At 64.5% G+C, this 25,853-nt stretch carries 27 protein-coding genes and 1 riboswitch; of the genes, 13 read left to right on the top strand and 14 right to left on the bottom strand.

What is annotated here, in order from left to right:
- Nucleotides 1-36: 36 nt before the first annotated feature.
- Entirely contained in the window at nt 37-1,236 is a 1,200-nt protein-coding gene (locus IVB19_RS23975; RefSeq protein WP_018456363.1) for a TrmJ/YjtD family RNA methyltransferase, read from the bottom strand.
- Nucleotides 1,237-1,595: 359 nt separating this feature from the next.
- On the opposite strand from IVB19_RS23975, the gene IVB19_RS23980 reads away from it, so the two are divergent.
- Nucleotides 1,596-2,810 (top strand): NADP-dependent isocitrate dehydrogenase, encoded by a 1,215-nt coding sequence (locus IVB19_RS23980; protein WP_018456365.1) that lies wholly within the window; start codon nt 1,596-1,598, stop codon nt 2,808-2,810.
- Between the two features lie 99 nt (nt 2,811-2,909).
- Entirely contained in the window at nt 2,910-3,404 is a 495-nt protein-coding gene (locus IVB19_RS23985; RefSeq protein WP_018456366.1) for a DUF3455 domain-containing protein, read from the top strand.
- 4 nt (nt 3,405-3,408) lie between these two features.
- On the opposite strand, the gene IVB19_RS23990 is transcribed toward IVB19_RS23985, so the two are convergent.
- Together IVB19_RS23990 and alaS are read right to left on the bottom strand one after the other, a co-directional pair.
- Nucleotides 3,409-4,635 (bottom strand): cyclic nucleotide-gated ion channel, encoded by a 1,227-nt coding sequence (locus tag IVB19_RS23990; RefSeq protein ID WP_247377906.1) that lies wholly within the window; start codon nt 4,633-4,635, stop codon nt 3,409-3,411.
- Between the two features lie 4 nt (nt 4,636-4,639).
- Nucleotides 4,640-7,333 (bottom strand): alanine--tRNA ligase, encoded by a 2,694-nt coding sequence (alaS, locus tag IVB19_RS23995; protein ID WP_247377908.1) that lies wholly within the window; start codon nt 7,331-7,333, stop codon nt 4,640-4,642.
- 222 nt (nt 7,334-7,555) lie between these two features.
- Nucleotides 7,556-7,645: riboswitch (glycine riboswitch) on the top strand.
- A gap of 143 nt (nt 7,646-7,788) precedes the next feature.
- On the opposite strand from alaS, the gene gcvT reads away from it, so the two are divergent.
- The 3 genes from gcvT to gcvP all read left to right on the top strand — a co-directional run bounded on the left by gcvT (nt 7,789) and on the right by gcvP (nt 12,344).
- The gene (gcvT, locus tag IVB19_RS24000) at nt 7,789-8,937 is read left to right on the top strand and encodes a glycine cleavage system aminomethyltransferase GcvT (RefSeq protein ID WP_018456369.1); all 1,149 of its coding nucleotides are present in this window, start codon (nt 7,789-7,791) and stop codon (nt 8,935-8,937) included.
- A gap of 11 nt (nt 8,938-8,948) precedes the next feature.
- A complete protein-coding gene (gene gcvH, locus IVB19_RS24005) occupies nt 8,949-9,317 on the top strand; it encodes a glycine cleavage system protein GcvH (RefSeq protein ID WP_018456370.1) in 369 nt (122 codons plus the stop codon).
- Between the two features lie 162 nt (nt 9,318-9,479).
- Nucleotides 9,480-12,344: an aminomethyl-transferring glycine dehydrogenase gene (gene gcvP, locus IVB19_RS24010; RefSeq protein ID WP_247821696.1), complete on the top strand. Its 2,865-nt coding sequence runs from the start codon at nt 9,480-9,482 to the stop codon at nt 12,342-12,344.
- A 133-nt stretch (nt 12,345-12,477) separates the two neighbouring features.
- Here the strand turns inward: gcvP and IVB19_RS24015 are convergent, their stop codons facing one another.
- The 3 genes from IVB19_RS24015 to recA form a co-directional block, all read right to left on the bottom strand.
- Nucleotides 12,478-13,470, bottom strand: a complete 993-nt coding sequence (locus IVB19_RS24015; protein WP_018456372.1) for a hypothetical protein — start codon at nt 13,468-13,470, stop codon at nt 12,478-12,480.
- A gap of 9 nt (nt 13,471-13,479) precedes the next feature.
- On the bottom strand, nt 13,480-14,466 hold the full coding sequence (locus IVB19_RS24020; protein WP_018456373.1) for a hypothetical protein: 987 nt from the start codon (nt 14,464-14,466) through the stop codon (nt 13,480-13,482).
- Between the two features lie 104 nt (nt 14,467-14,570).
- The gene (gene recA, locus IVB19_RS24025; protein WP_026233157.1) at nt 14,571-15,659 is read right to left on the bottom strand and encodes a recombinase RecA; all 1,089 of its coding nucleotides are present in this window, start codon (nt 15,657-15,659) and stop codon (nt 14,571-14,573) included.
- 264 nt (nt 15,660-15,923) lie between these two features.
- Between recA and IVB19_RS24030 the strand changes: the two genes are divergently transcribed.
- On the top strand, nt 15,924-16,091 hold the full coding sequence (locus IVB19_RS24030) for a hypothetical protein (protein ID WP_018456375.1): 168 nt from the start codon (nt 15,924-15,926) through the stop codon (nt 16,089-16,091).
- A 637-nt stretch (nt 16,092-16,728) separates the two neighbouring features.
- On the opposite strand, the gene IVB19_RS24035 is transcribed toward IVB19_RS24030, so the two are convergent.
- Nucleotides 16,729-16,986 (bottom strand): DUF2798 domain-containing protein, encoded by a 258-nt coding sequence (locus IVB19_RS24035; protein WP_018456377.1) that lies wholly within the window; start codon nt 16,984-16,986, stop codon nt 16,729-16,731.
- A gap of 259 nt (nt 16,987-17,245) precedes the next feature.
- On the opposite strand from IVB19_RS24035, the gene IVB19_RS24040 reads away from it, so the two are divergent.
- The gene (locus tag IVB19_RS24040; protein ID WP_247819897.1) at nt 17,246-17,434 is read left to right on the top strand and encodes a hypothetical protein; all 189 of its coding nucleotides are present in this window, start codon (nt 17,246-17,248) and stop codon (nt 17,432-17,434) included.
- 140 nt (nt 17,435-17,574) lie between these two features.
- Entirely contained in the window at nt 17,575-17,808 is a 234-nt protein-coding gene (locus tag IVB19_RS24045) for a DUF6894 family protein (RefSeq protein ID WP_018456379.1), read from the top strand.
- Between the two features lie 8 nt (nt 17,809-17,816).
- Here IVB19_RS24045 and IVB19_RS24050 read toward each other — a convergent pair whose 3' ends face one another.
- Both IVB19_RS24050 and IVB19_RS24055 read right to left on the bottom strand, forming a co-directional pair.
- Complete coding sequence (locus tag IVB19_RS24050) at nt 17,817-18,071, bottom strand: hypothetical protein (protein WP_007612182.1); 255 nt, start codon at nt 18,069-18,071, stop codon at nt 17,817-17,819.
- Between the two features lie 105 nt (nt 18,072-18,176).
- A complete protein-coding gene (locus tag IVB19_RS24055) occupies nt 18,177-18,488 on the bottom strand; it encodes a hypothetical protein (RefSeq protein WP_026233159.1) in 312 nt (103 codons plus the stop codon).
- A 360-nt stretch (nt 18,489-18,848) separates the two neighbouring features.
- Here IVB19_RS24055 and IVB19_RS24060 point away from each other — a divergent pair, with 360 nt between their 5' ends.
- Nucleotides 18,849-19,313, top strand: coding sequence for a PaaI family thioesterase (locus IVB19_RS24060; RefSeq protein WP_018456381.1), 465 nt, complete (start codon nt 18,849-18,851; stop codon nt 19,311-19,313).
- 117 nt (nt 19,314-19,430) lie between these two features.
- Here IVB19_RS24060 and IVB19_RS24065 read toward each other — a convergent pair whose 3' ends face one another.
- Nucleotides 19,431-19,724, bottom strand: a complete 294-nt coding sequence (locus IVB19_RS24065; RefSeq protein WP_007602202.1) for an HdeA/HdeB family chaperone — start codon at nt 19,722-19,724, stop codon at nt 19,431-19,433.
- 180 nt (nt 19,725-19,904) lie between these two features.
- On the opposite strand from IVB19_RS24065, the gene IVB19_RS24070 reads away from it, so the two are divergent.
- Nucleotides 19,905-20,147 (top strand): PilZ domain-containing protein, encoded by a 243-nt coding sequence (locus IVB19_RS24070; protein WP_018456383.1) that lies wholly within the window; start codon nt 19,905-19,907, stop codon nt 20,145-20,147.
- Nucleotides 20,148-20,193: 46 nt separating this feature from the next.
- Here the strand turns inward: IVB19_RS24070 and IVB19_RS24075 are convergent, their stop codons facing one another.
- Nucleotides 20,194-22,209, bottom strand: coding sequence for a pyrroloquinoline quinone-dependent dehydrogenase (locus tag IVB19_RS24075; protein WP_247821697.1), 2,016 nt, complete (start codon nt 22,207-22,209; stop codon nt 20,194-20,196).
- Between the two features lie 33 nt (nt 22,210-22,242).
- Nucleotides 22,243-22,476: a hypothetical protein gene (locus IVB19_RS24080; protein ID WP_018456385.1), complete on the bottom strand. Its 234-nt coding sequence runs from the start codon at nt 22,474-22,476 to the stop codon at nt 22,243-22,245.
- Nucleotides 22,477-22,706: 230 nt separating this feature from the next.
- On the opposite strand from IVB19_RS24080, the gene IVB19_RS24085 reads away from it, so the two are divergent.
- Nucleotides 22,707-23,111, top strand: a complete 405-nt coding sequence (locus tag IVB19_RS24085) for a hypothetical protein (protein ID WP_018456386.1) — start codon at nt 22,707-22,709, stop codon at nt 23,109-23,111.
- A 110-nt stretch (nt 23,112-23,221) separates the two neighbouring features.
- On the top strand, nt 23,222-23,551 hold the full coding sequence (locus tag IVB19_RS24090) for a hypothetical protein (protein WP_018456387.1): 330 nt from the start codon (nt 23,222-23,224) through the stop codon (nt 23,549-23,551).
- A 57-nt stretch (nt 23,552-23,608) separates the two neighbouring features.
- Here the strand turns inward: IVB19_RS24090 and IVB19_RS24095 are convergent, their stop codons facing one another.
- Nucleotides 23,609-24,076 (bottom strand): DUF6691 family protein, encoded by a 468-nt coding sequence (locus tag IVB19_RS24095; protein ID WP_018456388.1) that lies wholly within the window; start codon nt 24,074-24,076, stop codon nt 23,609-23,611.
- 5 nt (nt 24,077-24,081) lie between these two features.
- Entirely contained in the window at nt 24,082-24,510 is a 429-nt protein-coding gene (locus tag IVB19_RS24100) for a YeeE/YedE family protein (protein ID WP_026233163.1), read from the bottom strand.
- 171 nt (nt 24,511-24,681) lie between these two features.
- Here IVB19_RS24100 and IVB19_RS24105 point away from each other — a divergent pair, with 171 nt between their 5' ends.
- Nucleotides 24,682-25,845, top strand: a complete 1,164-nt coding sequence (locus tag IVB19_RS24105) for a GNAT family N-acetyltransferase (RefSeq protein WP_018456390.1) — start codon at nt 24,682-24,684, stop codon at nt 25,843-25,845.
- Nucleotides 25,846-25,853 lie beyond the last annotated feature (8 nt).

Consider the following 25,853-nt stretch of genomic DNA (forward strand, 5'->3'; position numbering starts at 1 on the left):
GGTTGCAGCGCTCGCAAACCGGCGGCGTGCCCAAAGTTATGTTGTTTCCGCCATCATCCCCTGCAACCGTACCAGCTCCGCCTCGAGATCCCGCTCCACGTCCGCAGCCCGCATCTCGATCACGCGATAATCGCGCGCCTCGAGCCACGCCCGCCGCGACGCGCGATCCGCGACGATCGTCTCATTCTCGCCCGTGTTCACCAGTTCGATCGCGATCCGGTGCGGGAACGAGACGAAGTCCGGGATATGCCGCCCCACAGGAGTCTGGCGCTTGAACTGGCCTGCGAAGCGGCGGTCGCGTGTGAGGGCCTGCCAAAGCAGCCGCTCGGCATCGGTTGGGTTGCGGCGGAGCAGACGGGCGAGGCCGCGCACGGTGGAGCCGCTGTCTGGGACGCCGCCGCCCTGACCGTGCTCGGCCAAAAGCGCACGCAGCCGCGTTGCCTGCTCGCCGTCGAGCACGCCGCCTTTGGCCGGGCCCTTGCGCCCTTCCGCGATCGCCATCACCACCCCATGGAGGGTGTGCATGTCCTGTTTGGTCGGCTCCATCCGGGTGAAGATGTTGCGCAGGTTCACCAGCATGGTGTCGCGCTTCTCGGCCGGGCGCAGAAATTCGACCCGGTCGAGTTCGCGGATCAAATTGTCGAAGAAGGCCTGCATCTGGTGCTGCGAGGCGCGCTCAGAGCGCTCCGGCATGGCGTGCGGCAGCTCGCCGGAGGTCGCCCGCTTGAACCATTCGTAGCCGACCAGCAGCACCGCTTGGGCGAGGTTGAGCGAGGCAAAGCCCGGATTGACCGGGAAGGTAATGATGCGGTTGGCGAGCCCGACCTCCTCATTGGTCAGGCCCCAGCGCTCCCGGCCGAACAGGATACCGGCCTTGCCGCCGGCCGCGACGTGCCCGGAAATCTCGCTAGCTGCGGCTTCCGGCCCCACCACCGGCTTGGCCTGGTCATGGGGGCGCGCGGTGGTGGCGAACAGCAGGTCCAGGTCGGCGACGGCCTCACCGACCGTGTCGAACAATTCGACCCTATCCAGAATATGGTCGGCGCCGGCGGCGGCGCGCTGGGCGGAGACGTTCGGCCAGCCGTCGCGAGGGTTGACGATGCGCAAGGCGCCAAGCGCAAAATTGCCCATGGCGCGCGCGGCCATGCCGATGTTTTCGCCCAGCTGCGGCTCGACCAGGATCACGATGGGACCGTCGAGGGAAAGGCCCGCTTTGCTCTTGTCAGTCCCGGACATCTCGCTTCGCTTTCACACTGGTTCTCAAGGTCTTGGGCAGGCGCTCTTCATGAACTGATTCAAGGCCGGTCCCGACCTGGTCTTGACTTCGGTCTTGGGCCGGCTGCCCGTTCGCCTGTCGTTTGCCTGTCCTGACAAAATTCTCAAGGGAAATAACGGGTTGGATTCGACTTTTGAATCTCGCCTGAAACCTCAGCCCGGTCCCCGCGGCAGGGCTGCTCCCGCCCCCCATCTGCGGAGGCTGGATGAGCTAAAAGTGCATAATCCCTTGGCTTTCGCCGGCCGCGTCCCGGTGCTAAGAGGCGGCGGATATTCCCGTGGCGCGCCACAAGCGCCGTTCCCAAGAGGCTTCCCCGATCATGGCAAAAATCAAGGTGTCCAACCCCGTCGTCGAACTCGATGGCGACGAGATGACCCGGATCATCTGGCAGTACATCAAGGACAAGCTGATCAACCCGTTCCTGGATGTCGAGCTGCAATATTTCGACCTGGGAATGGAGTACCGCGACCACACCAACGATCAGGTCACGATCGACGCCGCCGAGGCGATCAAGAAGGTTGGCGTGGGCGTCAAGTGCGCCACCATCACCCCGGACGAAGCGCGGGTGAAGGAGTTCAACCTCAAGCAGATGTGGAAGTCGCCGAACGGCACCATCCGCAACATCCTCGGCGGCGTGATCTTCCGCGAGCCGATCATCTGCAAGAACGTGCCGCGCCTGGTTCCTGGCTGGACCAAGCCGATCATCATCGGCCGCCACGCCTATGGCGACCAGTATCGCGCCACCGACATCAAGTTCCCGGGCAAGGGTACGCTGACGATGAAGTTCGTCGGCGAGGACGGCACCGTCATCGAGAAAGAAGTGTTCAAGACCCCGGGCGCCGGCGTCGCGATGCAGATGTACAATCTCGACGATTCCATCATCGACTTCGCCCGCGCATCGTTGAATTACGGCCTGCTGCGTAACTACCCGGTCTATCTCTCGACCAAGAACACGATCATGAAGGTCTATGACGGTCGGTTCAAGGACATCTTCCAGGACATCTACGAGCGCGAGTTCAAGAAGGAATTCGACGCCAAGGGCCTGACCTACGAGCACCGCCTGATCGACGACATGGTCGCCTCCGCGCTGAAATGGTCCGGCGGTTATGTCTGGGCCTGCAAGAACTACGACGGCGACGTGCAGTCCGACACGGTGGCGCAGGGCTACGGCTCGCTCGGCCTGATGACCTCGGTTCTCCTCACCCCCGACGGCAAGACGGTAGAAGCCGAAGCTGCCCACGGCACGGTCACCCGCCACTACCGCGAGCATCAGAAGGGCAAGGAGACCTCGACCAACTCGATCGCATCGATCTTCGCCTGGACCCGTGGCCTGTCGCACCGCGCCAAGCTCGACAACAATGCCGAGCTCGCCAAGTTCGCCAACACCCTGGAGAAGGTCTGCGTCGACACCGTCGAGGAAGGCTACATGACCAAGGACCTCGCGCTCCTGGTTGGCGCCGACCAGCGCTGGCTCTCGACCACCGGCTTCCTCGACAAGGTCGCCGAGAACCTCGGCAAGGCGCTGGCGGCGTAAGCCGTCCGCAATTTCGCCCGACTGGGCCGGACATCATCACGGGCCGCGTCGCAAACGCGGCCCGTTCGCTTATTTGGACCTTTGCGCGGAGATGCGACCATGTCGATCAAGCTTGCCGTCCCCTGCCTGTTGCTGCTCGCTGGACCGGCTGTGGCCGCCGACCCGCTTCCCGACGCCATCGCCGCGCCCGGCGAGAGCATCGTGCTCAGCGTCCACGCCGAGGGCGCGCAGGTCTATGAGTGCAAAGCCGGCAGCGACGGGAAGCTCGCCTGGGCTTTTCGCGAACCCATCGCGACGCTGCTGTCCGAGGGCAAGACGATCGGCCGTCACTATGCCGGACCGAACTGGGAGCATGCCGACGGCAGCGCCGTAGCCGCCAAGGCCGCCGGCAATGCGCCGGGTACCACCGCCGCCGACATTCCCTGGCTGAAGCTGGAAGTGACCGCCCACCGCGGCAGCGGCGTCCTCACGCCCGTTACCACGGTTCAGCGTATCAACACCCATGGCGGCAAGCTCGACGGCGCGTGCGACAAGGCCGGCGACTTCAAGAGCGCGCCCTATTCAGCCGACTACGTCTTCCTGAAGAAGGGCTGAGCGCTTAGCGGTCGGTGCCGTCGCGCTCCGCCTGCGCCAGCTCCGCCACCGCAAGGTCACCGCTGCCCTCCAGTCGCGCCTTTGCGGTCTTGTGGACGTGCGCGGCCAGCGTCGGCATGCGTTCGATCAGGGCGTGAAAGTCCTGGGCGTCGAGCACCAGCAGCCGGGTCTTGCGTGTCGCCGTCACCGTGCCGCTGCGTTTTGTCTTATGCAGCAGCGCGATCTCGCCGAAGAACGTGCCATCCGCGAGCCGCACCTGCTGGTTCGGCAGCGCGATCTCGACCTCGCCGGCGGTGATGAAATACATCGACGAAGCCGCATCGCCCCGCCGCACCAGGATCTCGCCCTGCTCGATCGTGCGCGCCCGCAGCAGCCGCATGATGTCGGCGATCTCGGATGCGCTGAGATGCGAGAACAGCGGCACCCGCGCCAGCATGCCCCAGGTGACGACAAAGTCCCGCCGCTTCACCTCTTCCGCAAAGGCCGTCGAGATGATCGCGACCGGCAGCGCGATCATGGCAAATCCACTGATGATGGTGAAGACGGAGATGAACTTTCCGAGCGCCGTCACCGGCACGACGTCGCCGTAACCGACGGTGCCGAGCGTCACGATCGCCCACCACATCGCCTGCGGAATGGTGCCGAGCTTGTCCGGCTGCACGTCGCGCTCGATGGCATAGAGCAGCGAGGCAAAGGTCAGCACCGCGCCGATCAGGATGACGATGCAGCCGATCAGCGCCCGCCGCTCCGCGTGCACGGCCGCGAGCAGCGAGCGCATCGCCGGCGAGTAGCGCACCAGCTTGAAGAACGGCAGCACGCCGAGCGCTGCCAGCGTCGCATGCCGGCCCGTAGCGAGCACGACCGCAGCCGGCAGGAACGCGAGCAGATCGATGATGCCGAGTGCGGAGAAGACATAGCTGAGCCGGTCGGACAGCGCGGACGCCGGGCGCTGGGTATGGCCCGCCACCGTCCACAGCCGCGCCGCATATTCCAGCGCGAACACGATCACGGACAGGATGGTGATCGCCGAAAACAGCGCGCCGAATTGCGCGTCCAGCTCCGGCACCGAGGCAAGGATCATCGCGGCGACATCGAGCACGATGACGCCGATGATCAGCTGGATGAAGCGCGACCCGACCGAGTAGGCCAGCGGATCATGCTCCAGCAATTCGTAGAGGCGATCCCTCAGATTGGGATCGCGAAGCCCAATTCCTCGCGGAACGGGGCGCACCTGCCTACGCGCCGGCCGATTTTTGTTCAGCCATGGCTTTTTCGATCGCCGTGAGCGCCGCGGCCGCATTCGCGCCATCAGGGCCGCCGGCCTGCGCCATGTCGGGCCGCCCGCCGCCGCCCTTGCCGCCGAGCGCTTCGGAGGCGACCTTCACCAGATTGACCGCATTGAAACGCGAAGTGAGGTCCGCGGTGACGCCGACCACGACGCCGGCCTTGCCATCCTCGGTGACGCCGACGATAGCGACGACGCCGGAGCCGATCTGCTTCTTGCCGTCGTCGGCAAGGCTCTTGAGATCCTTCATCTCGATGCCCTCGACCGCGCGCGCCATCAGCTTGACGTCGCCGACTTCGCGCACACCTGAGGCCGCGCCGTTGCTCGAAGCTGCACCGCCGCCCATCGCCAGCTTCTTGCGGGCGTCGGAGAGTTCGCGCTCGAGCTTCTTGCGCTCCTCCATCAGAGCGGCAATGCGCGCCGGGACGTCGTCGATCGAGGTGCGGAGCTCGTGGGCCGCGGTCTTCGCCAGCGCCATGGTGTCGTTGGCGTGTTTTCGCGCGTAGTTGCCGGTCAGCGCCTCGATGCGGCGCACGCCGGAGGCGACCGCGCTCTCGCCCGTCAGCGTGATCAGCCCGATGTCGCCGGTCCGCCTGACATGCGTGCCGCCGCAAAGTTCGACCGACCAGCCGAGTGCGTTGGCGCCGCGCTCGCGCGCGGTCCGGCCCATCGAGACGACGCGAACCTCGTCGCCATATTTCTCGCCGAACAGGGCGCGTGCGCCGGCCTCACGGGCCTCGTCCACGCCCATGACGCGGGTCGAGACTTCGTCATTCTCCAGCACCACCTCGTTGGCGATGTCCTCGACGCGCGCGAGCTCTTCCGCCGTGATCGGCTTCGGATGCACGAAGTCAAAACGTAAACGATCCGGCGCGACCATCGAGCCGCGCTGGGCGATGTGGTCGCCGAGCACCTGGCGCAGCGCCTCGTGGATGAGATGGGTCGCCGAATGATGCGCGCGGATCGAAAAGCGCCTGCCGTGATTCACTTCGAGCTGCAGCGCGGTGCCGAGCTTCAGCTCGCCGCTCTCCAATGTGCCGACGTGAACGAAGAAATCACCGAGCTTCTTCTGGGTGTCGGTGACGCGGAATTTGATGCCGCCCTCGCCGGTCAATACGCCGGTGTCGCCGACCTGGCCGCCGGACTCCGCGTAGAACGGCGTCTGGTTCAGCACGATCGCGCCCGTCTCGCCGGCCTTGAGGCTCGTGGCTTCCTTGCCGTCCTTGACCAGCGCAGTCACCACGCCTTCAGCGCTCTCGGTCTCGTAACCCAGGAATTCGGTTGCGCCCAGCTTCTCACGCAGCGGGAACCAGATCGCCTCGGAAGCCGCTTCGCCCGACCCCTTCCAGGACTCGCGCGCCTTGGCCTTCTGACGCTCCATCGCGTCGGTGAAGGAAGCCTGGTCGACGCTGATGCCGCGCGACTTCAGCGCGTCCTGCGTCAAATCGAGCGGGAAGCCGTAAGTGTCGTACAGCGTGAAGGCGACGTCGCCGTCGAACATGTCGCCCTTCTTCAAGGACGCGCTCTTCTCGTCGAGAATGGCGAGGCCGCGCGTCAGCGTCTTGCGGAAGCGGGTTTCTTCCAGCCGCAGCGTTTCCTCGATCAAATTTTCCGCGCGCATCAGATCCGGATAGGCTTGGCCCATCTCGCGCACCAGCGCCCAGACCAGGCGATGCATCAGCGGTTCTTGCGCACCGAGCAGCTGCGCATGGCGCATCGCGCGGCGCATGATCCGGCGCAGCACATAGCCGCGGCCCTCGTTCGAGGGCAGCACGCCGTCGGCGACGAGGAAGGCCGACGAACGCAGATGGTCGGCGATGACGCGGAACGAGGCCACGGTCTTCTCGTCCGGTCCGCTTCCGAGCGCAGACGCCGTCGCGTCGATCAAATGACGGAACAGGTCGGTCTCGAACACGCTGTCGACGCCCTGCATGATGCAGGCCATGCGCTCCAGCCCCATGCCGGTGTCGATCGAGGGACGCGGCAGCGCCACGCGTTCCTCCTTCGTCACCTGCTCGTACTGCATGAAGACGAGATTCCAGAATTCGAGGAAGCGATCGCCATCCTCCTCCGGGGAGCCCGGAGGCCCGCCCCAGATGTGCTCGCCGCGATCGATGAAGATCTCCGAGCACGGCCCGCACGGGCCGGTGTCGCCCATCGCCCAGAAATTGTCCGAGGTCGGGATGCGGATGATGCGGTCCTCGGAGAAGCCCGCGATCTTCTTCCACAGCCCGGCCGCCTCGTCGTCGGTGTGGTAGACCGTGACGAGCAGCTTGTCTTTCTTGAGCCCGAACTCCTTCGTGATCAGCGTCCAGGCCAGCTCGATCGCGCGCTCCTTGAAATAGTCGCCGAAGGAGAAGTTGCCGAGCATCTCGAAGAAGGTGAGATGGCGCGCGGTGTAGCCGACATTGTCGAGGTCATTGTGCTTGCCGCCGGCGCGCACGCATTTCTGCGAGGTGGTGGCGCGCTGATAGGGCCGCTTCTCGACGCCGGTGAAGACGTTCTTGAACTGCACCATGCCGGCATTGGTGAACATCAACGTCGGATCGTTGCGCGGCACCAATGGCGAGGACGACACGATCTCGTGGCCGTTCTCGGCAAAGAAATTCAGAAAGGTCGACCTGATCTCGTTGACGCCGCTCATGTTCATCCAATCGGGTGTGCTTGCACCCGCCTTCCAGCCACCCAAACCGCAAGTTTGGGCTGATATCTGCGGGCCAATGCGCTTTTAGACAAGGCCAGCTTGGCTGTCCAGAAACTGTGCAGCCAGATCAAGGCGTTGCCGCAGTCGCGTAATCCGTTGGAAAGCCGCCGATGCCGCGTTGACAGGCTTGGCCGGCCTGTGGTCTTTACCTATCTGTATCGTACGGCCACGTCGGGAGAGACCGGCACTGGTAGCCGGCGCCGAAGGAGCAACCGCCCCGGAAACTCTCAGGCAAAAGGACCGCGTGGCTTTGACAGCATCTGGAAAGAGGCGCTGACGGGTTTAGGTCCGGACAGCGTCCGCCGACGGGATAATACTCTCAGGCACAGCGACAGATGGGGCTTCGACTGGTGTCCACGGGAAATCGTTCCCGGGGAACCGCCGAGGGCCCCCCGATGCTTGCGCGCGACGACAAAGACTCCCTGAAACGCACCCCCCTTTACGACCTGCATGTCTCGCTCGGCGGCAAGATGGTGCCGTTCGCGGGCTATGACATGCCCGTGCAATATCCGGCCGGAGTCCTGAAGGAACACCTTCATACCCGCAACGCAGCCGGCCTGTTCGATGTCTCCCACATGGGCCAGATCGCACTCAGGCCGAAATCCGGCAAGGTCGAGGACGCCGCCCGCGCGCTGGAACGACTGGTGCCGCAGGATATCTTGGCGATCGCGCCGGGCCGGCAGCGCTACGCCCAGTTCACCAATGCCGAGGGCGGGATTCTGGACGATCTGATGGTCGCCAATTTCGGCGATCACCTCTTCCTGGTCGTCAACGCCGCCTGCAAGGCCGAGGACGAGGCGCATCTGCGCGCGAATCTCTCGGACGACTGCATGATCGATTCGCTTGCCGACCGCGCGCTGATCGCGCTGCAGGGGCCGAAGGCGGAATCGGCGCTGACGAAATTGTGTGCAGAAGCACCCGCCATGAAATTCATGGATTCCGGCCCGCACAAGGTTGCCGGCCTCGACTGCTTCGTCTCGCGCTCCGGCTATACCGGCGAGGACGGCTTCGAGATTTCGGTTCCTGCCGGCGATGCCGAACGGCTCGCCAAGGCCCTGCTGGACAATCCTGACGTCATGCCGATCGGGCTCGGCGCCCGTGACAGCCTGCGGCTCGAGGCCGGGCTTTGTCTTTACGGCCACGACATCGACACCGCGACCACGCCGGTCGAGGCGGCACTGGAATGGTCGGTGCAGAAGAGCCGCCGCACCGGCGGCGCGCGTGGCGGGGGCTTCCCCGGCGCGGCAAAGATTCTCGCCCATTTCGACCATGGCGCATCCCGCCGCCGCGTCGGCCTGCGCACCGAGGGCCGCGCGCCGGTGCGCGAAGGCGCGCTGCTGTTTGCGGATGCGACCTCCGCCGAGCCGATCGGAAAGGTCACCTCGGGCGGTTTCGGCCCGAGCCTGAATGCGCCGGTCGCGATGGGCTATGTGCCCACCGCATCGAGCGCGATCGACACAAAACTCTTCGCCGAGGTGCGCGGCCAACGCCTGGCCGTGCAAATCGCCGCCATGCCCTTCGTGAAAAACACCTACAAACGCTGAGGACCGAGAAAATGACCACGACGCTGTACACCTCCGACCACGAATGGCTCGCGATCGACGGCGATGTCGCCACCGTCGGCATCACCGACTACGCGCAATCGCAGCTCGGCGACGTCGTGTTCGTCGAATTGCCCAATCTCGGCCGCACGCTGAAGAAGGCCGAACCCGCCGCGGTCGTGGAATCGGTGAAGGCCGCATCGGACGTCTACGCGCCGGTGACGGGCGAAGTGCTCGAGACCAACGCCGCGCTCGCCGCCGAGCCCGCACTGGTGAACTCGGATGCGCAAGGCGCGGCCTGGTTCTTCAAGATCAAGATTGCCGACAAGAGCGAGCTCGGCGGTCTGATGGACGAAGCCGCCTACAAGGCCCACACCGCGTGAGATGATGCGAACTCTGACCTCATATTCGGTGTCATCGTCCGCGAAGGCGGACGATCCAGTACGCCGCGGCCCATCGGCCCTAGCCGAAGCGGCTGCGTTTACTGGATGCCCCGCCTTCGCGGGGCATGACGGCGACAAGAACATCTGAAGCGAGGACCCATGATGACCGCGCACCGCAAATCCAACGGCGACACCACCAGCTTCGTTCGCCGCCACATCGGCCCCTCCGCGCGCGACGTCACCGCGATGCTCGAGGCCGTCGGCGCGAACAGCGTCGATACGCTGATGGCGCAGACGCTGCCGGCCTCGATCCGGCAGACCGCCCCACTCGATCTCGGCAAGCCCTTGAGCGAGACCGAAGCGATCGCGCATATGGCCGAACTCGCCGCCCAGAACCAGGTCTTCACCTCGCTGATCGGCCAAGGCTATTCCGGCACGATCCTGCCCGCGGTGATCCAGCGCAACATTTTGGAGAACCCGGCCTGGTACACGGCGTACACGCCCTACCAGCCTGAAATCAGCCAGGGCCGGCTCGAGGCGCTGCTCAACTTCCAGACCATGATCTGCGATCTCACCGGGCTCGACGTCGCCAACGCCTCGCTGCTCGACGAAGCCACCGCTGCCGCCGAAGCGATGGCGCTCGCGGAGCGGCACTCGAAAGTTGAAGCAAAAGCCTTCTTCGTCGACAAGGACGTGCATCCGCAGACGCTCGCCGTGATGCGCACCCGCGCGGAGCCGCTGGGCTGGACCCTGCTCGTCGGCGATCCCCTCACCGACCTCGACAAGACCGACGTGCTTGGCGCGCTGCTGCAATATCCGGGCAGTTCAGGCGCTGTGCGCGACCTCAGGCCCGCGATCGCCAGCCTGAAGGCCAAGGGCGCACTCGCGATCATTGCCGCCGATCTGCTGGCGCTGACACTGCTCGCCTCGCCCGGCGAGCTCGGCGCGGACATCGCCATCGGCTCGGCGCAACGTTTTGGCGTGCCGATGGGGTATGGCGGGCCGCACGCAGCCTATATGGCGGTGCGCGATGCGCTGAAGCGTTCGCTGCCCGGCCGCATCGTCGGCCTCTCCGTGGATTCGCGCGGAATGCCGGCCTATCGCCTCGCGCTGCAGACCCGCGAGCAGCACATCCGCCGCGAGAAGGCGACCTCCAACATCTGCACCGCGCAGGTGCTGCTCGCCGTGATCGCCTCGATGTATGCAGTCTATCACGGCCCCGAAGGCCTTTCGCAGATCGCGCGCAATGTGCATCGCCGCGCCGCGGTGCTGGCGGCCGGCCTGCGCAAGCTCGGCTTTGCGCTGCAGTCCGACAGTTTCTTCGACACGCTCAGCGTGGATGCAGGGGCGAAGCGTACCGAAATCGTGGCGCGCGCGGCGGCCGAGAAGATCAATCTCGGCGCTGGCGAAACTGCATTGCGGATCGCGCTCGACGAGACCACCACGCCCGCAACGGTGGAAGCAGTCTGGCGCGCCTTCGGCGGGCAGCTTGCATACGCCGAGATCGACGCCACCACGCGCGAGGCGCTGCCGGAGACGCTCAAGCGTGCGACCTCTTTCCTCACCCACCCCGTCTTCCACGCGCATCGCTCGGAAACCGAGATGCTGCGCTACATGCGCAAGCTCAGCGACCGCGACCTCGCGCTCGACCGCGCGATGATCCCGCTCGGCTCGTGCACCATGAAGCTGAACGCGACCACCGAGATGATGCCGCTGACCTGGCCGGAATTCGGCAGCCTGCATCCGTTCGCCCCGCCTGAGCAGGCGAAGGGCTACTACGCGCTGTTCGCGCGGCTGGAAAAATGGCTGTGCGACATCACCGGCTATGACGCGATCTCGCTGCAGCCGAACTCGGGCGCGCAAGGCGAATATGCCGGGCTGCTCGCGATCCGCGGCTATCACGCGGCGCGTGGCGAGACGCATCGCAAGATCTGCCTGATCCCCTCCTCCGCGCACGGCACCAACCCGGCCTCGGCCGCGATGGTCGGCATGGACGTGGTGGTGGTCGCCTGCGAGAAGAACGGCGACGTCGACGTCAATGATCTCCGCGCCAAGGCCGAGAAGCATTCGAACGACCTCGCCGCGGTCATGATCACCTATCCCTCGACCCATGGCGTGTTCGAGGAGCACATCCGCGAGATCTGCGAGATCGTGCATGGCCATGGCGGGCAGGTCTATCTCGACGGCGCCAACCTCAACGCGCAGGTCGGCCTTAGCAGGCCCGGCGATTACGGCGCCGATGTCAGCCATCTCAACCTGCACAAGACCTTCTGCATCCCGCATGGCGGCGGCGGCCCGGGCATGGGCCCGATCGGCGTCAAGGCGCACCTCAAGCCGTTCCTGCCCGGTCATCCGGCGACGGATGGGAAAGCGCCTGTGGGGCCGGTCTCGGCCGCGCCGTTCGGCTCGGCTTCGATCCTCACCATCTCCTACATCTACATCCTGATGATGGGCGGCGAAGGCCTCAAGCGCGCCACCGAGATCGCGATCCTCAACGCCAACTACGTGGCTGCAAGGCTCGATGCGCATTTCCCGGTGCTCTACAAGAACGAGAAAGGCCGCGTCGCGCATGAGTGCATCGTCGACCCCCGCGCGCTGAAGACGACCTCAGGCGTCACCGTCGACGACATCGCCAAGCGCCTGATCGATTACGGCTTCCACGCGCCGACCATGAGCTTCCCGGTGCCGGGCACGCTGATGATCGAGCCGACCGAATCGGAATCCAGGGCGGAGCTCGATCGTTTCTGCGATGCCATGATCGCGATCCGGAAGGAAATCGCCGAGGTCGAGGCCGGCCGCTTCAAGATCGAGGCGTCGCCGCTCCGCCACGCCCCGCACACCGTGCACGACATCGCGGATGACGACTGGAAGCGCGCCTACACCCGCGCCGAGGGCTGCTTCCCCGCGGGCACCTCGCGCACCGACAAATACTGGAGCCCGGTCGGGCGCGTCGACAACGTCTATGGCGACCGCAACCTGGTGTGCTCCTGCCCGCCGGTGAGCGATTACGCGGAGGCGGCGGAGTAACCGTTTTGTAGGGTGGGTTAGCCACCGGCTGCGCGAAGCGCAGTCGCTGGCGTAACCCACCACTTCTGTCTCTGGCGAAATGGAAGAGGTGGGCTACACTTCGCTAACCCACCCTCCGGCACGGAACACGCATTTAGGGCGCAACCAACGAACGGGTCTCGGGGTCCCACCGCCAGAGTCGCTCGTTGGTCAGGTGAGTGCCGCCCCACCAGCGATCAATCCGGTTGTGCCGGCGAAAATCCTGGTCGCCTCCCAACACCGCCTTTCCGAACTCGGTCAGCGTCAATTGCGACCGCTCGTACCGATCGAACTGACTTGAATCGTCGTGCATCTCTAGCGAAAAAGGACCTTGATCCAGTCCCGACACGGCCGGCCTCTCGCACCGCGCAAGGCCGTCAAGCAGCGCTCCAACTTCCCAATAACCATACACATCCAGCCCGTTGCACTTCTGATGGCCCGGAAAGACATCGAAAGGCTGCATGCCGCCTCGCGCGATGAGCTGGAGTATCCGCGCTTCCGTGGCTCCAAGGCCTGAGGCGGGACGCGGAAGTTCGTTGAGCAGAGCCCTCACGTGAGGGGCGAGTTGTGGCAAACAGCTCAAATTGGTCTTGAAGAGATCCCTCCAACTTTGCGGGGTCGGCGCGCGATAGGCCCGCCATGCACGCTTGGCCGATTTGAGTTGACGAGGTGTGATCGCAACAGCCGGCGGGTAGAGTTCGCTTCGCGGTGGGTCGACATCCCTGACACCCAAGGACAGGGAGCGCACGACAAAGTCGGGATTTGCATCGTGTTGGCGGCCCCAATGATCGAGCAGCCAGAGCAGGATCAATTGCGCATTTGGCTCCGGCCCTCGCCAAAACTCGACCGTGTCATATTCCGCGAGCAGTTCAATCAGTCCTCGATCCTTCACGCCTGATTCCTCGAGACGCCAGGACGGCGTATCGTCGAGCCAGTGAAGCCCGCGGGGCTGTGTCGTACGCGGCGCAAAGAATGCGTCCAGCTCTGCATCGGCTGGCAACGGTCCCCAGACCAGCCGGCGCTCGATGGCAATCACGAGGTCGGCAAGGCCCGCCTGTTGAATAGCGCCGGCGATGGACGAGTCGGTCGTGACAATGAGCCGCGTCATGCCGTGGCCTCAAGGCTTCGTCAAAACATTACCGTAACGCCACAGCCGATCATTGGTCAGGTGCGTGCCGCCCCACCAGCGGTCGATCGGATTGTGGCGACTGAAATCTTCCTGATGGGCCAGGACGGCCCTGCCGAACTCGGTCAACGACAACCGGCTGCGGAGATAGACCTCGTGCCGAGCTCTTAAATTTTCGCGATCGATCGTGCGCAGTTCGTCGCCCAACCCGGCCACTACGGGCTTGGGGCCGAGCGCGAGCCCCTCGAGCAACGAACCCAACTCAAATTCTCCGAACCCATATGTGCGCCGTTGCGAGCGCAGGTGAAACAACGCATTCGTGTTTGCAAACCCTCTGGCAAGGAGCTCCAGAAATCGCATCTCGGTCGCACCGAGACCCGTGAAAGGCGACGGCAGTTCTGCCAAGAGATCGAGCAAGGCCGGGCGCAGCATCAGCAATGCACTGAGATCCTGGTGAAGGAGATCGACGCACGCCTCAGGGGTCATCGCACGGTAGGCCGACCACGCCAACCGGGCAGTCTCGAACTCCTGGGCCCTAACAGGCACGACATGGATGTGCGGCTCGGACGCAGCGAGATCCTCGCCGTGTGCTGTCGTCAGCTCGGATGACACAAGTCGAAGTCGAAGCTTTGGCACCAGCGAGGAGCAGGAGCTGAGGTGGTCCAGCAGGCAGACGAGCTGCAATTGATCCCGGGGAGCTGGGTCGAACCAAAGTTCAACCACGTCATATCGCTCGCAGAAGTCTGCCAGGGACAAGTCTTTGCGGTCCTTGATACCCTTGGGCCAGCGGATGCCCCAATCGGACCAATGATCACCCGGCCCGAGATTCGCCGAACGCGCCGCGAAATAGGCTGCGAGCTTCTCGGGTGAGGGCAGCGGTCCCCACTCAAAGTGAAACGAGGATGAGATGACAAGCTCCGCCAACCCGGATCGTGCGAGCTGGCCTCCGGACGAACTGGTCAAGATCAGACGCTTCATCGCACCACCCGGTGCCCCCCACGCCAAACGAAACAGGCGCCGAAGACGTCGGCAACTCAACGTCCTCAGCGCCCGCTCCTCGCGAAAAACTTTACTGCTGAAGCTTACTCGTCCGCCGGCTCCTCGCCGTCGGCGTCACGCTCGGGGCTGCCGGCGAGAATCTGCTCGGCGATCAGGCCGGAGTTCTGGCGGATCGAGGTCTCGATCTTGGCGGTGATGTCGGGGTTGGCCTTCAGGAACGCTTTCGAATTCTCGCGGCCCTGGCCAAGACGCTGGCTGTCGTAGGAGAACCATGCGCCGGATTTTTCGACGATGCCGGCCTTGACGCCGAGATCGAGGATCTCGCCCATCTTGGAGACGCCCTCGCCGTACATGATGTCGAACTCGACCTGCTTGAACGGCGGCGCCAGCTTGTTCTTGACGACCTTGACGCGCGTGGTGTTGCCGACCACTTCGTCACGCTCCTTGATCGCGCCGATGCGGCGGATGTCGAGGCGGACGGAAGCATAGAATTTCAGCGCGTTGCCGCCGGTGGTGGTCTCCGGCGAGCCGTACATCACGCCGATCTTCATGCGGATCTGGTTGATGAAGATCACCATGGTATTGGACTTGTTGATGGACGCCGTCAGCTTGCGCAGCGCCTGGCTCATCAGACGCGCCTGCAGACCCGGCAGCGCATCGCCCATCTCGCCCTCGAGCTCGGCCTTCGGCACCAGCGCCGCGACCGAATCGATCACCAGCACGTCGACCGCGCCGGAGCGCACCAGCGTGTCGCAGATTTCCAGCGCCTGCTCGCCGGTGTCCGGCTGGGAGATCAGGAGCTCGTCGATATTGACGCCCAGCTTGCGCGCATAGACCGGGTCGAGCGCGTGCTCGGCGTCGATGAAGGCGCAGATGCCGCCCTTCTTCTGCCCTTCCGCCACCGTGTGCAGCGCCAGCGTGGTCTTGCCCGAGGATTCCGGCCCGTAGATCTCCACGACGCGCCCCTTCGGCAGGCCGCCGATCCCGAGCGCGATATCGAGCCCCAACGAGCCCGAAGAGACCGCCTCGACATCCATCGAACGGTCGTTCTTGCCGAGCTTCATCACCGAGCCCTTGCCGAACTGACGCTCGATCTGGGAGAGCGCGGCGGCGAGAGCTTTACTCTTGTCCATGGAGGATCCTTCGACGATACGCAGGGCAGTGGTGGACATCGGGTCGTGCTCCTTATGACGAGGATTCGCGTGAGGGACAAACGATTGGCGAGGCGGCGCGGCGATAAAAACAATGTACCCTATTTGTTCTAGGTTCGCAATATGTTCTTTTGGGAATTTGCACGCTCTGGCTGACGCGCATCAAAGACGGATGACCCGCACACCGTCAGAATTCCGTCATCCTGCGGCACCGAACCTTTCGTGGTCTGCGGCCTTCTCCTGGATAGCCTCTTGGACGAGACCGCAACTCTGGGGACTTCAGTCATGACGAACAACACGCATCACGATACGGCCCGGCGCACTCCGCTGCTGGAGGCGGCGCGGGAGGAGCTGAGCAAGTTCGAGCGTAAGGAAAACGAGTTCCGCAAGAAAGACCGCGAAGAGCGTGCCGCCGAACTCCGTTTGCCGCTGGACGCGATCAAGGTTCATTAGGCCGCTGGGACCGCGCTGGCGACGGTGCCGGAGCGGCCGCCCGTTGATCTCAGGGAATCGGCACGGGAATCGGGATTCGGATGGCCGTGAAAGGCGAATCCGAGCCGATATGGTACTAAATACTACCAGTAAGCCATTGACTGGGCGGGGAAATTTGTAGGCACGCTACTGTGCATGGGGTTGTTTTCGCGTTTTTGAAAGGCGCGCACGGGCCTTTCCACTTTCGGAGCCATCTCCCGCACCCAACAGCGCCTACAGCAGAACCAGCAACCCGATGCCGATTACCAGCACGACGAAGCCAGCCGCCGTCGCGGCGGCGAATGACCGCTCTACGTTGTCCATGATGCCACCCCGTTGCCGGCACGCCACGTTTTCCCCCATGGCAGCACCGTCGCCGCGAAATCTCGCCTGCGGTTGTGTCCTGAGTTGTGCGAACGGATGTCGAAATTGGGACCGGTGCGGGGCCAGTCTGCGGCCCCCGCGCTCCGGCTTTTGCTGCCATCATTGGGCCTTGTCAGGCTGTCGTAAGCTGAACCGGCTAGGGTCGCCCGGCTATGGTGTTGCAGCCCAGCACCTCAGCCTCCAATAACCTTCTCCCCGCTTGGTTCTCCCAAGCGGGGTTTTTTCATTCCGATTTTCATGCCGGCCGACCGGTTTGCGAACCGCCCTCCTCCTGCGTCAGCCGCAGCGAGAAGGCGCGGATCGCCGGCGCTGCGAGCAGCACTATCGGCAGCATCGCCGCCCATGCGATCAGCCACGACACCATCCAGTGCGCCAGGAAGTCCAGCGCGTTCCCTGCGGGAAAGCTGGCGATGCCCGCGGCGATCAGCGAGGTCAGTCCGGACTGGATGATTCCGAACACGAAATGAGAATAGCGGCGGGGAATGCCCGGCATGACGCGTCCATGTTGCTTAGCCGCATCGGGCCAAGCAAGGCACATGCCGCCGCGTTCCGGAAGGTGCCCTTACCCATCCCAGGAACTCTGTTCTTGGCCGGAGAACCACGGGCATGAGGTCGCGCCGCCGCTGGGCGGCGCGCGTGCGTTTGCGCGATAGCCGTGAGCGATCCGGGGCTTACCGACAGGTTTGGCTTTCTTGGAATATTATGCCGCCCAGCATGTTCTCAGTGATGGAAGTGAATCATGGGAGATGGCCATGAATCACAGGGGCATCGAGTTCACCGTCGCCAAGACGGCAATTCCCGGCATTTGGCAGTGGCAGTTCCGGATCGGCGAGCTGATCAAGACCGGCAAGACTGAGACCAAGATCGATCTCTTGGCGATCCGACGGGTGCAGCGGCGCATCGATCGGGAGCTGAAGGCGATCGGACGCGACACGGCCTGAGCCGTCGGACCGAGATCGGTGGGCTGGCGTCCATGGGGCTATTCCGTAGCCGACCGGAATTGATCTGCCGACGGTTTGGGATTGGACTGCCGGGATTATGGCCGTGGGGACGGAGCCATCAGGCGCGATCGGTGCGAACCATGCCGCTCTACTTCTTTCGAATCCGGAACGGCCGCTATTCCGGCTGTGCCGACCAGGCGTCGGAATTTGCCGATCGCGATTTGGCCTGGAAGGAGATGACAAGCGTCTGCGCCGACATGGCCGCCGGCATCGCCCGCAAGCTCCAGGAAAATTCCGAATGGAATATGGAGCTGCTGGACGAGGCCAAGGAGCCCGTATTCCGGATCCGCATCACATCCGAAACCTTCGAATAGGGCCGGCCCTAATCCGCGCTGGGCAGCCGCCGCATCGTGAATTCGATGTCGCCGCCGGGCAGCTCGCGCCAGGTCTCGACCGCGCTCATATAGCCGGCCTTGGGGTAGCGGGCGAAGAAAGCCTGTGCCCTCTCCCGTGCCGCCGCGCGCGGCAGCGTGAAAGTCTCGCGCAGATAGCCGTCGCCGGCCGTCGGGCCGGGCTTGCCGCCCATCTTGCGCCGGCGCGCCATCCGCTCGGCGAGATCCCGCGGACGATCGGCCATGTTCTGCTCTCCTCGACGCGATACACTCCCGCGCAATGTAGGAAGCAGGCCGATCAAAGAGGAGTCCCGGCCGGAGGCATCAACTGCCGCCGCTCGGGCGGAAGGTCAATTGGCAGTCGTGCCGGACTTCTTCTTCGGCGCACCGGTTGCGGCCGACGCCTTTGGCGCCGCCGACGGCTTCGGCGGGTCGGAGCGCATGCCACCCCAGGGATCGTTGGACGCCTTGGAGTCCGGAATCTTCTTCAGCGTTTCCTTGTAAGCCCTGTCACGCTCGGCCTCAGCGGCCTTCTCCTCGGGGGTCTTGCCAGGCCCCTCCTGCAGCAAATTGAGATTGGGCATTTGCGCATAAGCCGGTCCCGCCAGCACGGTCGGTCCCGCCAGAACAGCCAGCACCGCGGCCATACGGAAAAGCTTCATCATTGACTCCTTGATCATCCATGGCGGCGCGGGTCGGCCGCGCCTTGTCACCCCTGCCACAACCGCAGGGGCCGCTCGGCCCGCTAGAGCCGGTCCGATCTGCACGATTTCGGCGCGCGGAGCCAGTCGTCCCAGATCGGGCCGCACTTGGTGCACCCGTTCAGCAACAGGCCGAGCCCGGCCAGACAAAACACGAGGACATACCTACGCAACATCACCCACCCATACCCACTCCATGGCATCATACCTGGCGAAGTCAGGCATTTTCAAGCCGACGGGACCCGCGGCAGACCGGCGACTTTGCCGCGCCGGTCCGCTCGAAATGCCGAACATCCGGCAATACAGGAGGGAACGACAGCAATGCCATCGCAGCCAGAAGCCGAGTTCGGCATCAGTGAGGCCCGACGCATCCTCGGCGAAGTCTTTGCGCCCTGGGTCCAGGATCTCAACCTGTCGGTCGAGCGCATCGATCACCTGCCGCCGCCGGACGTGCCGGACTGGCAGCCGGCAGCGCTCCTGCGCATGCCGTTCTCGGAGCGGCTGTGCCGCAACGGTGGTGTGGTCTGCGGCCAGGCGCTGATGGCGCTCGCCGACACCGCGATGGTGATCGCGAACCTCGCCGCCAACCGCGGCTATCGTCCGATGACGACGGTCGACCAGACCACGCATTTCATGCGCGCCGTCTCCTCGTCGGACGTGCTGGCCGACGCCCGCGTGGTGCGACTCGGACGCACCATGAGCTTTGGCCGGGTCACGCTGCTCTCGGCCACCGACAACAAGCCGGTGGCAATGGTGTCGAGTGCGTTCGCGATGCTGCCGGGATGAGCATCATCCGAAAGAAGAAAGCCGCGTGAGCGCAAAGCGCACCGCGGCTCTCAATGGCGTCATGTCGAGACGGGAAGCGCGGTTGTGATCGCGCGTCGTGCCGACACGCGGCAGAAATTACTTGCCGAGCACTTCGTCAGCCGCGGTGACAATGCTGACGTTGGGATTTTTTCCGCAATAGCTGCCGAACTGCTTGGCGTTCTCGACGAATACGTCGGTGTCGATGATCGCATTCTCTTCGTCGCCCTTGTACCAGCCGTCCATCCAGGTCAGCACCATCTTGATGGTGTCGTCGCCGCTCTCCAGGAACTGCTTGCAGCTCATAGTCGCGAGATCGAGCTTGGTGGCGTGGGCGGGCATGGACGAGAGCGAGAGCGCTGCGGCGAACAGAAGCGAAAACGTGGTCTTCATCAATATCTCCATCGGCGCGTAGCGCCACAAAGGAACGGCTTGGGGAAAAATCCGCGGAGTGACTTCCGCTTCGACGTCGTAAACGAAATCTGAAGCGCTGTGCAAGTAGCGCCAGTATTGAGTTTAGTTCAACGTAATTTCTATGCACTACTTCACAAAGATCATTATGGATTGACGCGGATGATCGAGAAGCGTGCAGCGCAGCGTTACCGTGTTTTCAAGGGTGGAAAGATCACCTTTGAAAACAGCCGCATCACGTGCACGGTGCGAAACATGTCGGCGGACGGCGCCGCAATCGACCTCGATGCCCTCGTCACATTGCCGCAATCGTTCACGCTCGCAATCGCGCGCGACAATTTCGTGCGCAAATGCCGCCCTGTCTGGCGTAGCGACAGGCGCATCGGCCTCGCTTTCGTACAGTAGTGCATACGATGTGAACGATCATTCGCATCGCGCGCGCGATGCTGCGTCATGTTCGCGCGACACGACGTCGGCGACGCCAGCGCAGGCTTGCAACCACGAGCGCGACGATCGCGACCGCGATCGCCGATGATGCCGCAAAAAATCGTCCACCGGGGCGATCGATCGTACGCGACCACAGCGACGGCGCCTCGCCCGGCCGTGACAGGCGAAACGCAACGACGCTGTCGCCGATCGAGGTGCCTGCCTCGGAGTGGCCGCCGGCGCCGATCGCGACATACTGCTCGCCCTTCCAGAGATAGGTCATGGGATTGGCGACGCCGGGCACGGGCAGCCGACCCTGCCACAGCTCCCTGCCGCTGCGCGCATCGAAGGCGCGCAAATAGGCGTCCATCGCTCCGGTGAAGACGAGCCCGCCTGCCGTGACCGCGAGCCCGTTGACGAGCGGCGCACCCCACGGCAGCGGCACGCCGAGCGGGGCGAGATCCTCGGTGGTGCCGACCGTCGAACGCCAGAGGATCTTGCCGGCCTTCAGATCGACCGCGACCATCTCGCCCCAGGGCGGCTTGTTGCAAAGAAGCCCGAGCGGCGACATTGCCACCGCACGCGACATCGCAAACGGCGCACCCGTCTGCTGGCCGAAATCATGACCGGGCGGAGGATCGAATCCGGCCGCCTCCGCCCGCGGAATCAGCTTGATGAGATGAACAGCCCGGCTGGTGTTGGCATAGAGGACCTGGTTGACGGGATCGAAGGCCGCACTGCCCCAGTTCGCTCCGCCGCCGGTGAAGGGAAACTCCAGCGTGCCTTGCGTTGAGGGTGGCGTGTACAGGCCCTCGTTGCGTGCCTCCGCAAACTGCTTCTCGCAAGCTGAGCGACGCAGGCTAGGAACGAGCGAGAGCGCATCCTCAGTCGAGATTTTTTGTGACATCAGAGGCGGCACATGCGTCGGGAATGGCTGCGTGGGCGACAGCCGTTCGCCTTCCGCGGCCCCCTGCGGGACGCTGCGCTCCTCGACCGCCCACACCGGCTTGCCGGTGTCGCGATCGAGCACGAAGACAAAGCCTTGCTTGGTCGGCTGGATCACGACATCGCGCTGACCTTCGCCGATGTCGATGCGCGTGAGCGTCGGTTGCGCCGGCAGATCGTAATCCCAGACGTCGTGATGCACGGTTTGGAATGCCCATACGAGCTCGCCCGTCTCGATGCGCAGCGCGACCACCGAATTGGCATGCTCGTTGTTGCCCGGCCGCTTGCCGCCCCAGAAATCCGGCGACGGCGAGGACGTCGGCAGGAATACCAGTCCGCGCGCCGCGTCGACCGACATCGGCGCCCAGACATTGGCGTGACCGGCTTCGATGCCGTCGCGCTTGAGCGGCTCGAACGTCCAGCGCGGCTGACCGCTACGCGCATCGAACGCACGCACCACACCGCTCGGCGCGTCGACGCGGCGGTTGTCGCCAATCGCGGAGCCGACCACGACGACCCCGCGGCCGACCGCCGGCGGCGAGGTGATCTGGAATTCGCCGGGCCATTCCAGTTTCATGCCAATGTCGGGCCTGACCTCACCGCCCTCGCCGAAGCCGGCACAGGGGATACCCGTCTTCGCATCGAGCGCGATCAGGCGAACATCGTTGGTGCCCATAAAGATGCGCGATCGACATGCGGCATCTACAGGCGCCTCATCGTCGATCCAGTAAGTGACGCCGCGGCAGACGTAGCGGTTGGCGGGACGCTGGTTCATCGCGATCCTGGGATCGTAGCGCCATTTCTGCGCGCCCGTACCGGGATCGAGCGCGATCACCTCGTTGAAAGGCGAGCAGAAGACCAGGCTGTCCTCGACGAACAGCGGCGTCGCCTGGAATTTGGTTCGCCGCATCACCCCGGGCGGCCGCGCCGCGAGATCGCCCGTGTGGAATTCGAAGGCCCGAACCAGCTTGCCGACATTGTCGGGCGTGATCTCTCGCAATGGCGAGAAGCGCGAGCCACCGGGATCGCCACCCCAGCTCTCCCAGGCGATGCCTGGCCGCGACGAAAACAAGAGGAGCGTGATGAGAGCGGCCAAATAGCAGGAGCGGGTCGCCAAGGCCCGCCTCACCTATTTCGGCTTCTTGCCAGGTTCAGGCGGACGCGCCCCGCTCCACGGATCGTACTTCTCCTTGGACTCGGGAATGCGCTCGAGTGCGGCCTTGTAGGCCTTCTCGTCGACCTTGGGCTTGTTGTCCGCCTTCTGGCCGCCCTCGTTAGGCTGACGCCTGCCACCGCCCATCTGCGCCTGCGCGGAGGCAACCGCCAGCGCAAGCACGGCGGCCGCTATGACCAAAATCCTCATGGGCGCAATCCCCCTCGTCTGGGGTACAAACTAGCCGGCAATTATGGAATAGCCAATGCCGCGGGCTCCAGGGCTTCAGGAAATCTTGGCTTCAGGAAATCTTGGCTCCAAGAATCCTGGCTCCAAGGATCGTGGCTCCAAGGAATTCTGGCTTCAGCAAATTTTGATCGGCCGGGTCTTCGTCGGATCGCATTCGTGCCTATGTTTTGGCCCGCAGGGGACCTTCACGGATGTTACGGATTATTGCTCATGCCGCGCTGCTGGCCAGCGCGCTCGCGCTCGGGGCCTGCGGGTTTGCCGACAGCCGCGCACCGGTGCCCGAGTTCATGCGCATGAAGGAGGCCGAGCAGCCGCCGCCCGAATCGCCCCCCGACGTCAAACGCGTCGTGCGCGAGCAGATCGAAGTCGTCTTCCTCAGCACGTCCTATCCGCGTGAGGTGCATGTCGCCACACCCCATCGTGAGGTACGAGGACCGGGCTGGACAGCTTGCGTCCGCGCCCAGCTCACCTCGGCGACCGGATCGCCGCTCGGGCCACAGACCTACATCGTGACCATATCAGGCGGAAAAGTGGTCGATCGCCGCCGCGCCGAAGCGGACGATATCTGCGGATCGGAAAGCTACGAGCCGATCTAGGAAACGGATCAAGCCGACGTCCGATCCGGTTCCGGGAAAAACCTGTAATTTTGCCGGAACGATCATGGCCTCCCCTTCTTGTTACCGCCGAGGGCAGTTTCGAGGAGGACATGATGAGGACATTCACGATTGCGTTGCTGGCTGGCGTCGGAGCCTTGGCAGCGGTGAGCGGCGCGAAGGCCGCCGACGTCTATACGACCAGCGAATACACCAGCCCCGATCTCGTCCAGCAAGTGCGGCTGGTCTGCGACGATTCCGGCAATTGCTATCGCACCCGCGGCGGCTCGCGTGTGATCGTGCGCGACTCCTACGCGACCATGCCGCGTGACCGCTACTATGAGCGCCGCACCTATCGCGACTGGGACGATGGTCCGCGCGGCGGCGTCGGCATCCGCGCACCCGGCGTCAGTGTTGGCGTTGGTGTCGGCGATCGCTGGTAGTCGATGAAGCCATGAAATGCAGGACCGGACGAGATAACTCGCCTGGTCCTGTCCATGTCAGATCTCGAGCGGTTTTCCCGGCGTGACAATACGCGTTGCCGACGGGAGCTGCGCGATGAAGCGGGCGAGCACCATGCCGGCACACATCGCGACGACGAAGATGAAGGCGGAGGCCGAGCCAAATCCGAGCGCGGTCAATGCCGGGCCTGGACAAAAGCCTACGAGGCCCCAGCCGATACCGAAGATGGCGGGACCGGCGATAATTCTCGGATCGATATCGTTTCGCGTTGGGACATAGAAGCGGTCGGCGAAGGCAGGCCGCGCCAATTTCAGGACGCGGCTGAAGCCGATGAAGGTCACTGCGACCGCCCCGGCCATCACGAATGCGAGGCTTGCGTCCCACGTTCCTGCCGGGATGCCGCCAACGTCCAGGAAATTCAGGACCTTTGCCGGGTTCGACATACCTGAGACGATGAGGCCAAGCCCAAAGACCACACCGATCCCGAATTGAATGAGGATTGTCATCGCGGTCAGCTCCAGTGCCGCATCACGAAAACGGTCGCCATTCCCGCCGCCATGAAGGTCATGGTCGCAACCAGCGATCGCGCCGACAGCCGCGACAAGCCGCAGACGCCGTGGCCCGAGGTGCAGCCGCTGCCCCACACCGCGCCGAAGCCGGTGAGCAATCCCGCGACGATCAGAAGCGGCGTTCCGGCGCCGATCGTTTGCGCCGGCAGGCCTCCCGTGACAAGGCGCGTCAGGACGGGCGCGACGATAAGGCCCGCGACGAAGGCGAGCCGGCCGGCGAATTGCCGATCCTCGTAAGGCGGAAATAGTCGCGCCGCGATACCGCTAACCCCGGCGATTCGCCCCGTCGTCCACATCAGCAGCACAGCGGACAGGCCCATCAACGCGCCGCCAAGGAGCGACGCAATCGGCGTAAAAGGTGTGGCGACCATGATGATCCTCCGGGTCGAGAGCAATTCTGGCGTATCCATCGGCGCATCCTGCCGGCTCGCGGCCGGATGCTCAATGAGACGTTAATATTACCACTCGAATTGAAGCGGTGTCCCAACTGTATTTTCCAATCTTTGCGCTAAGCATGGCCTCCTGAACGGGGACGACGGGACGTGGTCGATATCGCGCACCAGGCTGCGATCAATCCGGCATCGGCAAAGCATGCCGCGACGGCGCGCGCGCGCGTCCCGCTCACCGCGATCGAACCCGGCCAGTGGCGCGCACTCGCGCAGCGCGCGATCGAGCCGAACGGATATTACCTGCCGGGCTGGGAGCTCGCTGTCAGTGCAACCGCGCGCGGCCGCACCGATGCCTCGGCGCTTTCCGCATACGATGGATCGCGGCTGATCGGGCTGATGCCGGTGATCTCGCTCTGGCGGGCATGGAAGATCCCCCTGCCCGCGCTGGTGAGCGCGCATCCCTATGGTACGCTGTGCAGCCCGCTGATCGACCGCGATGCCCCGATCGAGGCAGCGGCGCGCCTGTTGCAGCAGGCCCGCGCAAACGGGGCGCATGCGCTCGTGCTGAACGATGTCGCGCTCGCTGGGGCGGCAATGACCGCCCTCAGCCAGGTTCTGAATCGCGACGGCCTGAAGCCGCGCCTCCTCAACTCCTACATCCGCGCCAGCCTCGACGCGACCCAGGACGGTGAGACGCTGCTACGCGACGCGCTCGGCACCAAAAAGCTCAAGGAGCTACGCCGCCAACGGCATCGCCTCGAAGAACACGGCGCAATCGTGTTCGACGTCGCGCGCAGCCCCGACGAGATCGGGCCGGCGCTCGAGACATTTTTGCAGCTCGAAGCCAGCGGCTGGAAGGGGAAGCGCGGAACCGCGCTGGTCCAGCACGCGGGCGATGCAACCTTCATCCGCCGCGCCGCTCGCGCGCTGGCGGAAACCGCGCAATGCGAGATCGTCAGCCTTCGCGCCGGCGCGACGCCGGTGGCCGCCGGCATCGTGCTGCGCCACCAGGACCGCGCCTTCTTCTTCAAGCTCGGCATCGACGAGCGCTTCGCAAGATATTCGCCGGGCGTGCAGCTTACACTCGAGCTCACCCGCCGCCTCTGCGCCGATCCAGCCATCGCCAGCGCGGATTCCACGGCGAGCGCCGATCACCCCATGATCAATCCGATCTGGCGCGGGCGCTTCGCCGTCGGGGACGTGTTGATACCGTTGCGGCGGAACGACCCCATCGTGGCGCTGGTTCACGGAGCGCTCGCGGCGCACGGCATCGCCTACGCGGCGGCGCGTCGCGCAGTTCGCCTGCTTCGTAAATAGGATAGCTC

The organism is Bradyrhizobium sp. 187 (assembly GCF_023101005.1).
GTDB lineage: Bacteria > Pseudomonadota > Alphaproteobacteria > Rhizobiales > Xanthobacteraceae > Bradyrhizobium > Bradyrhizobium canariense_D.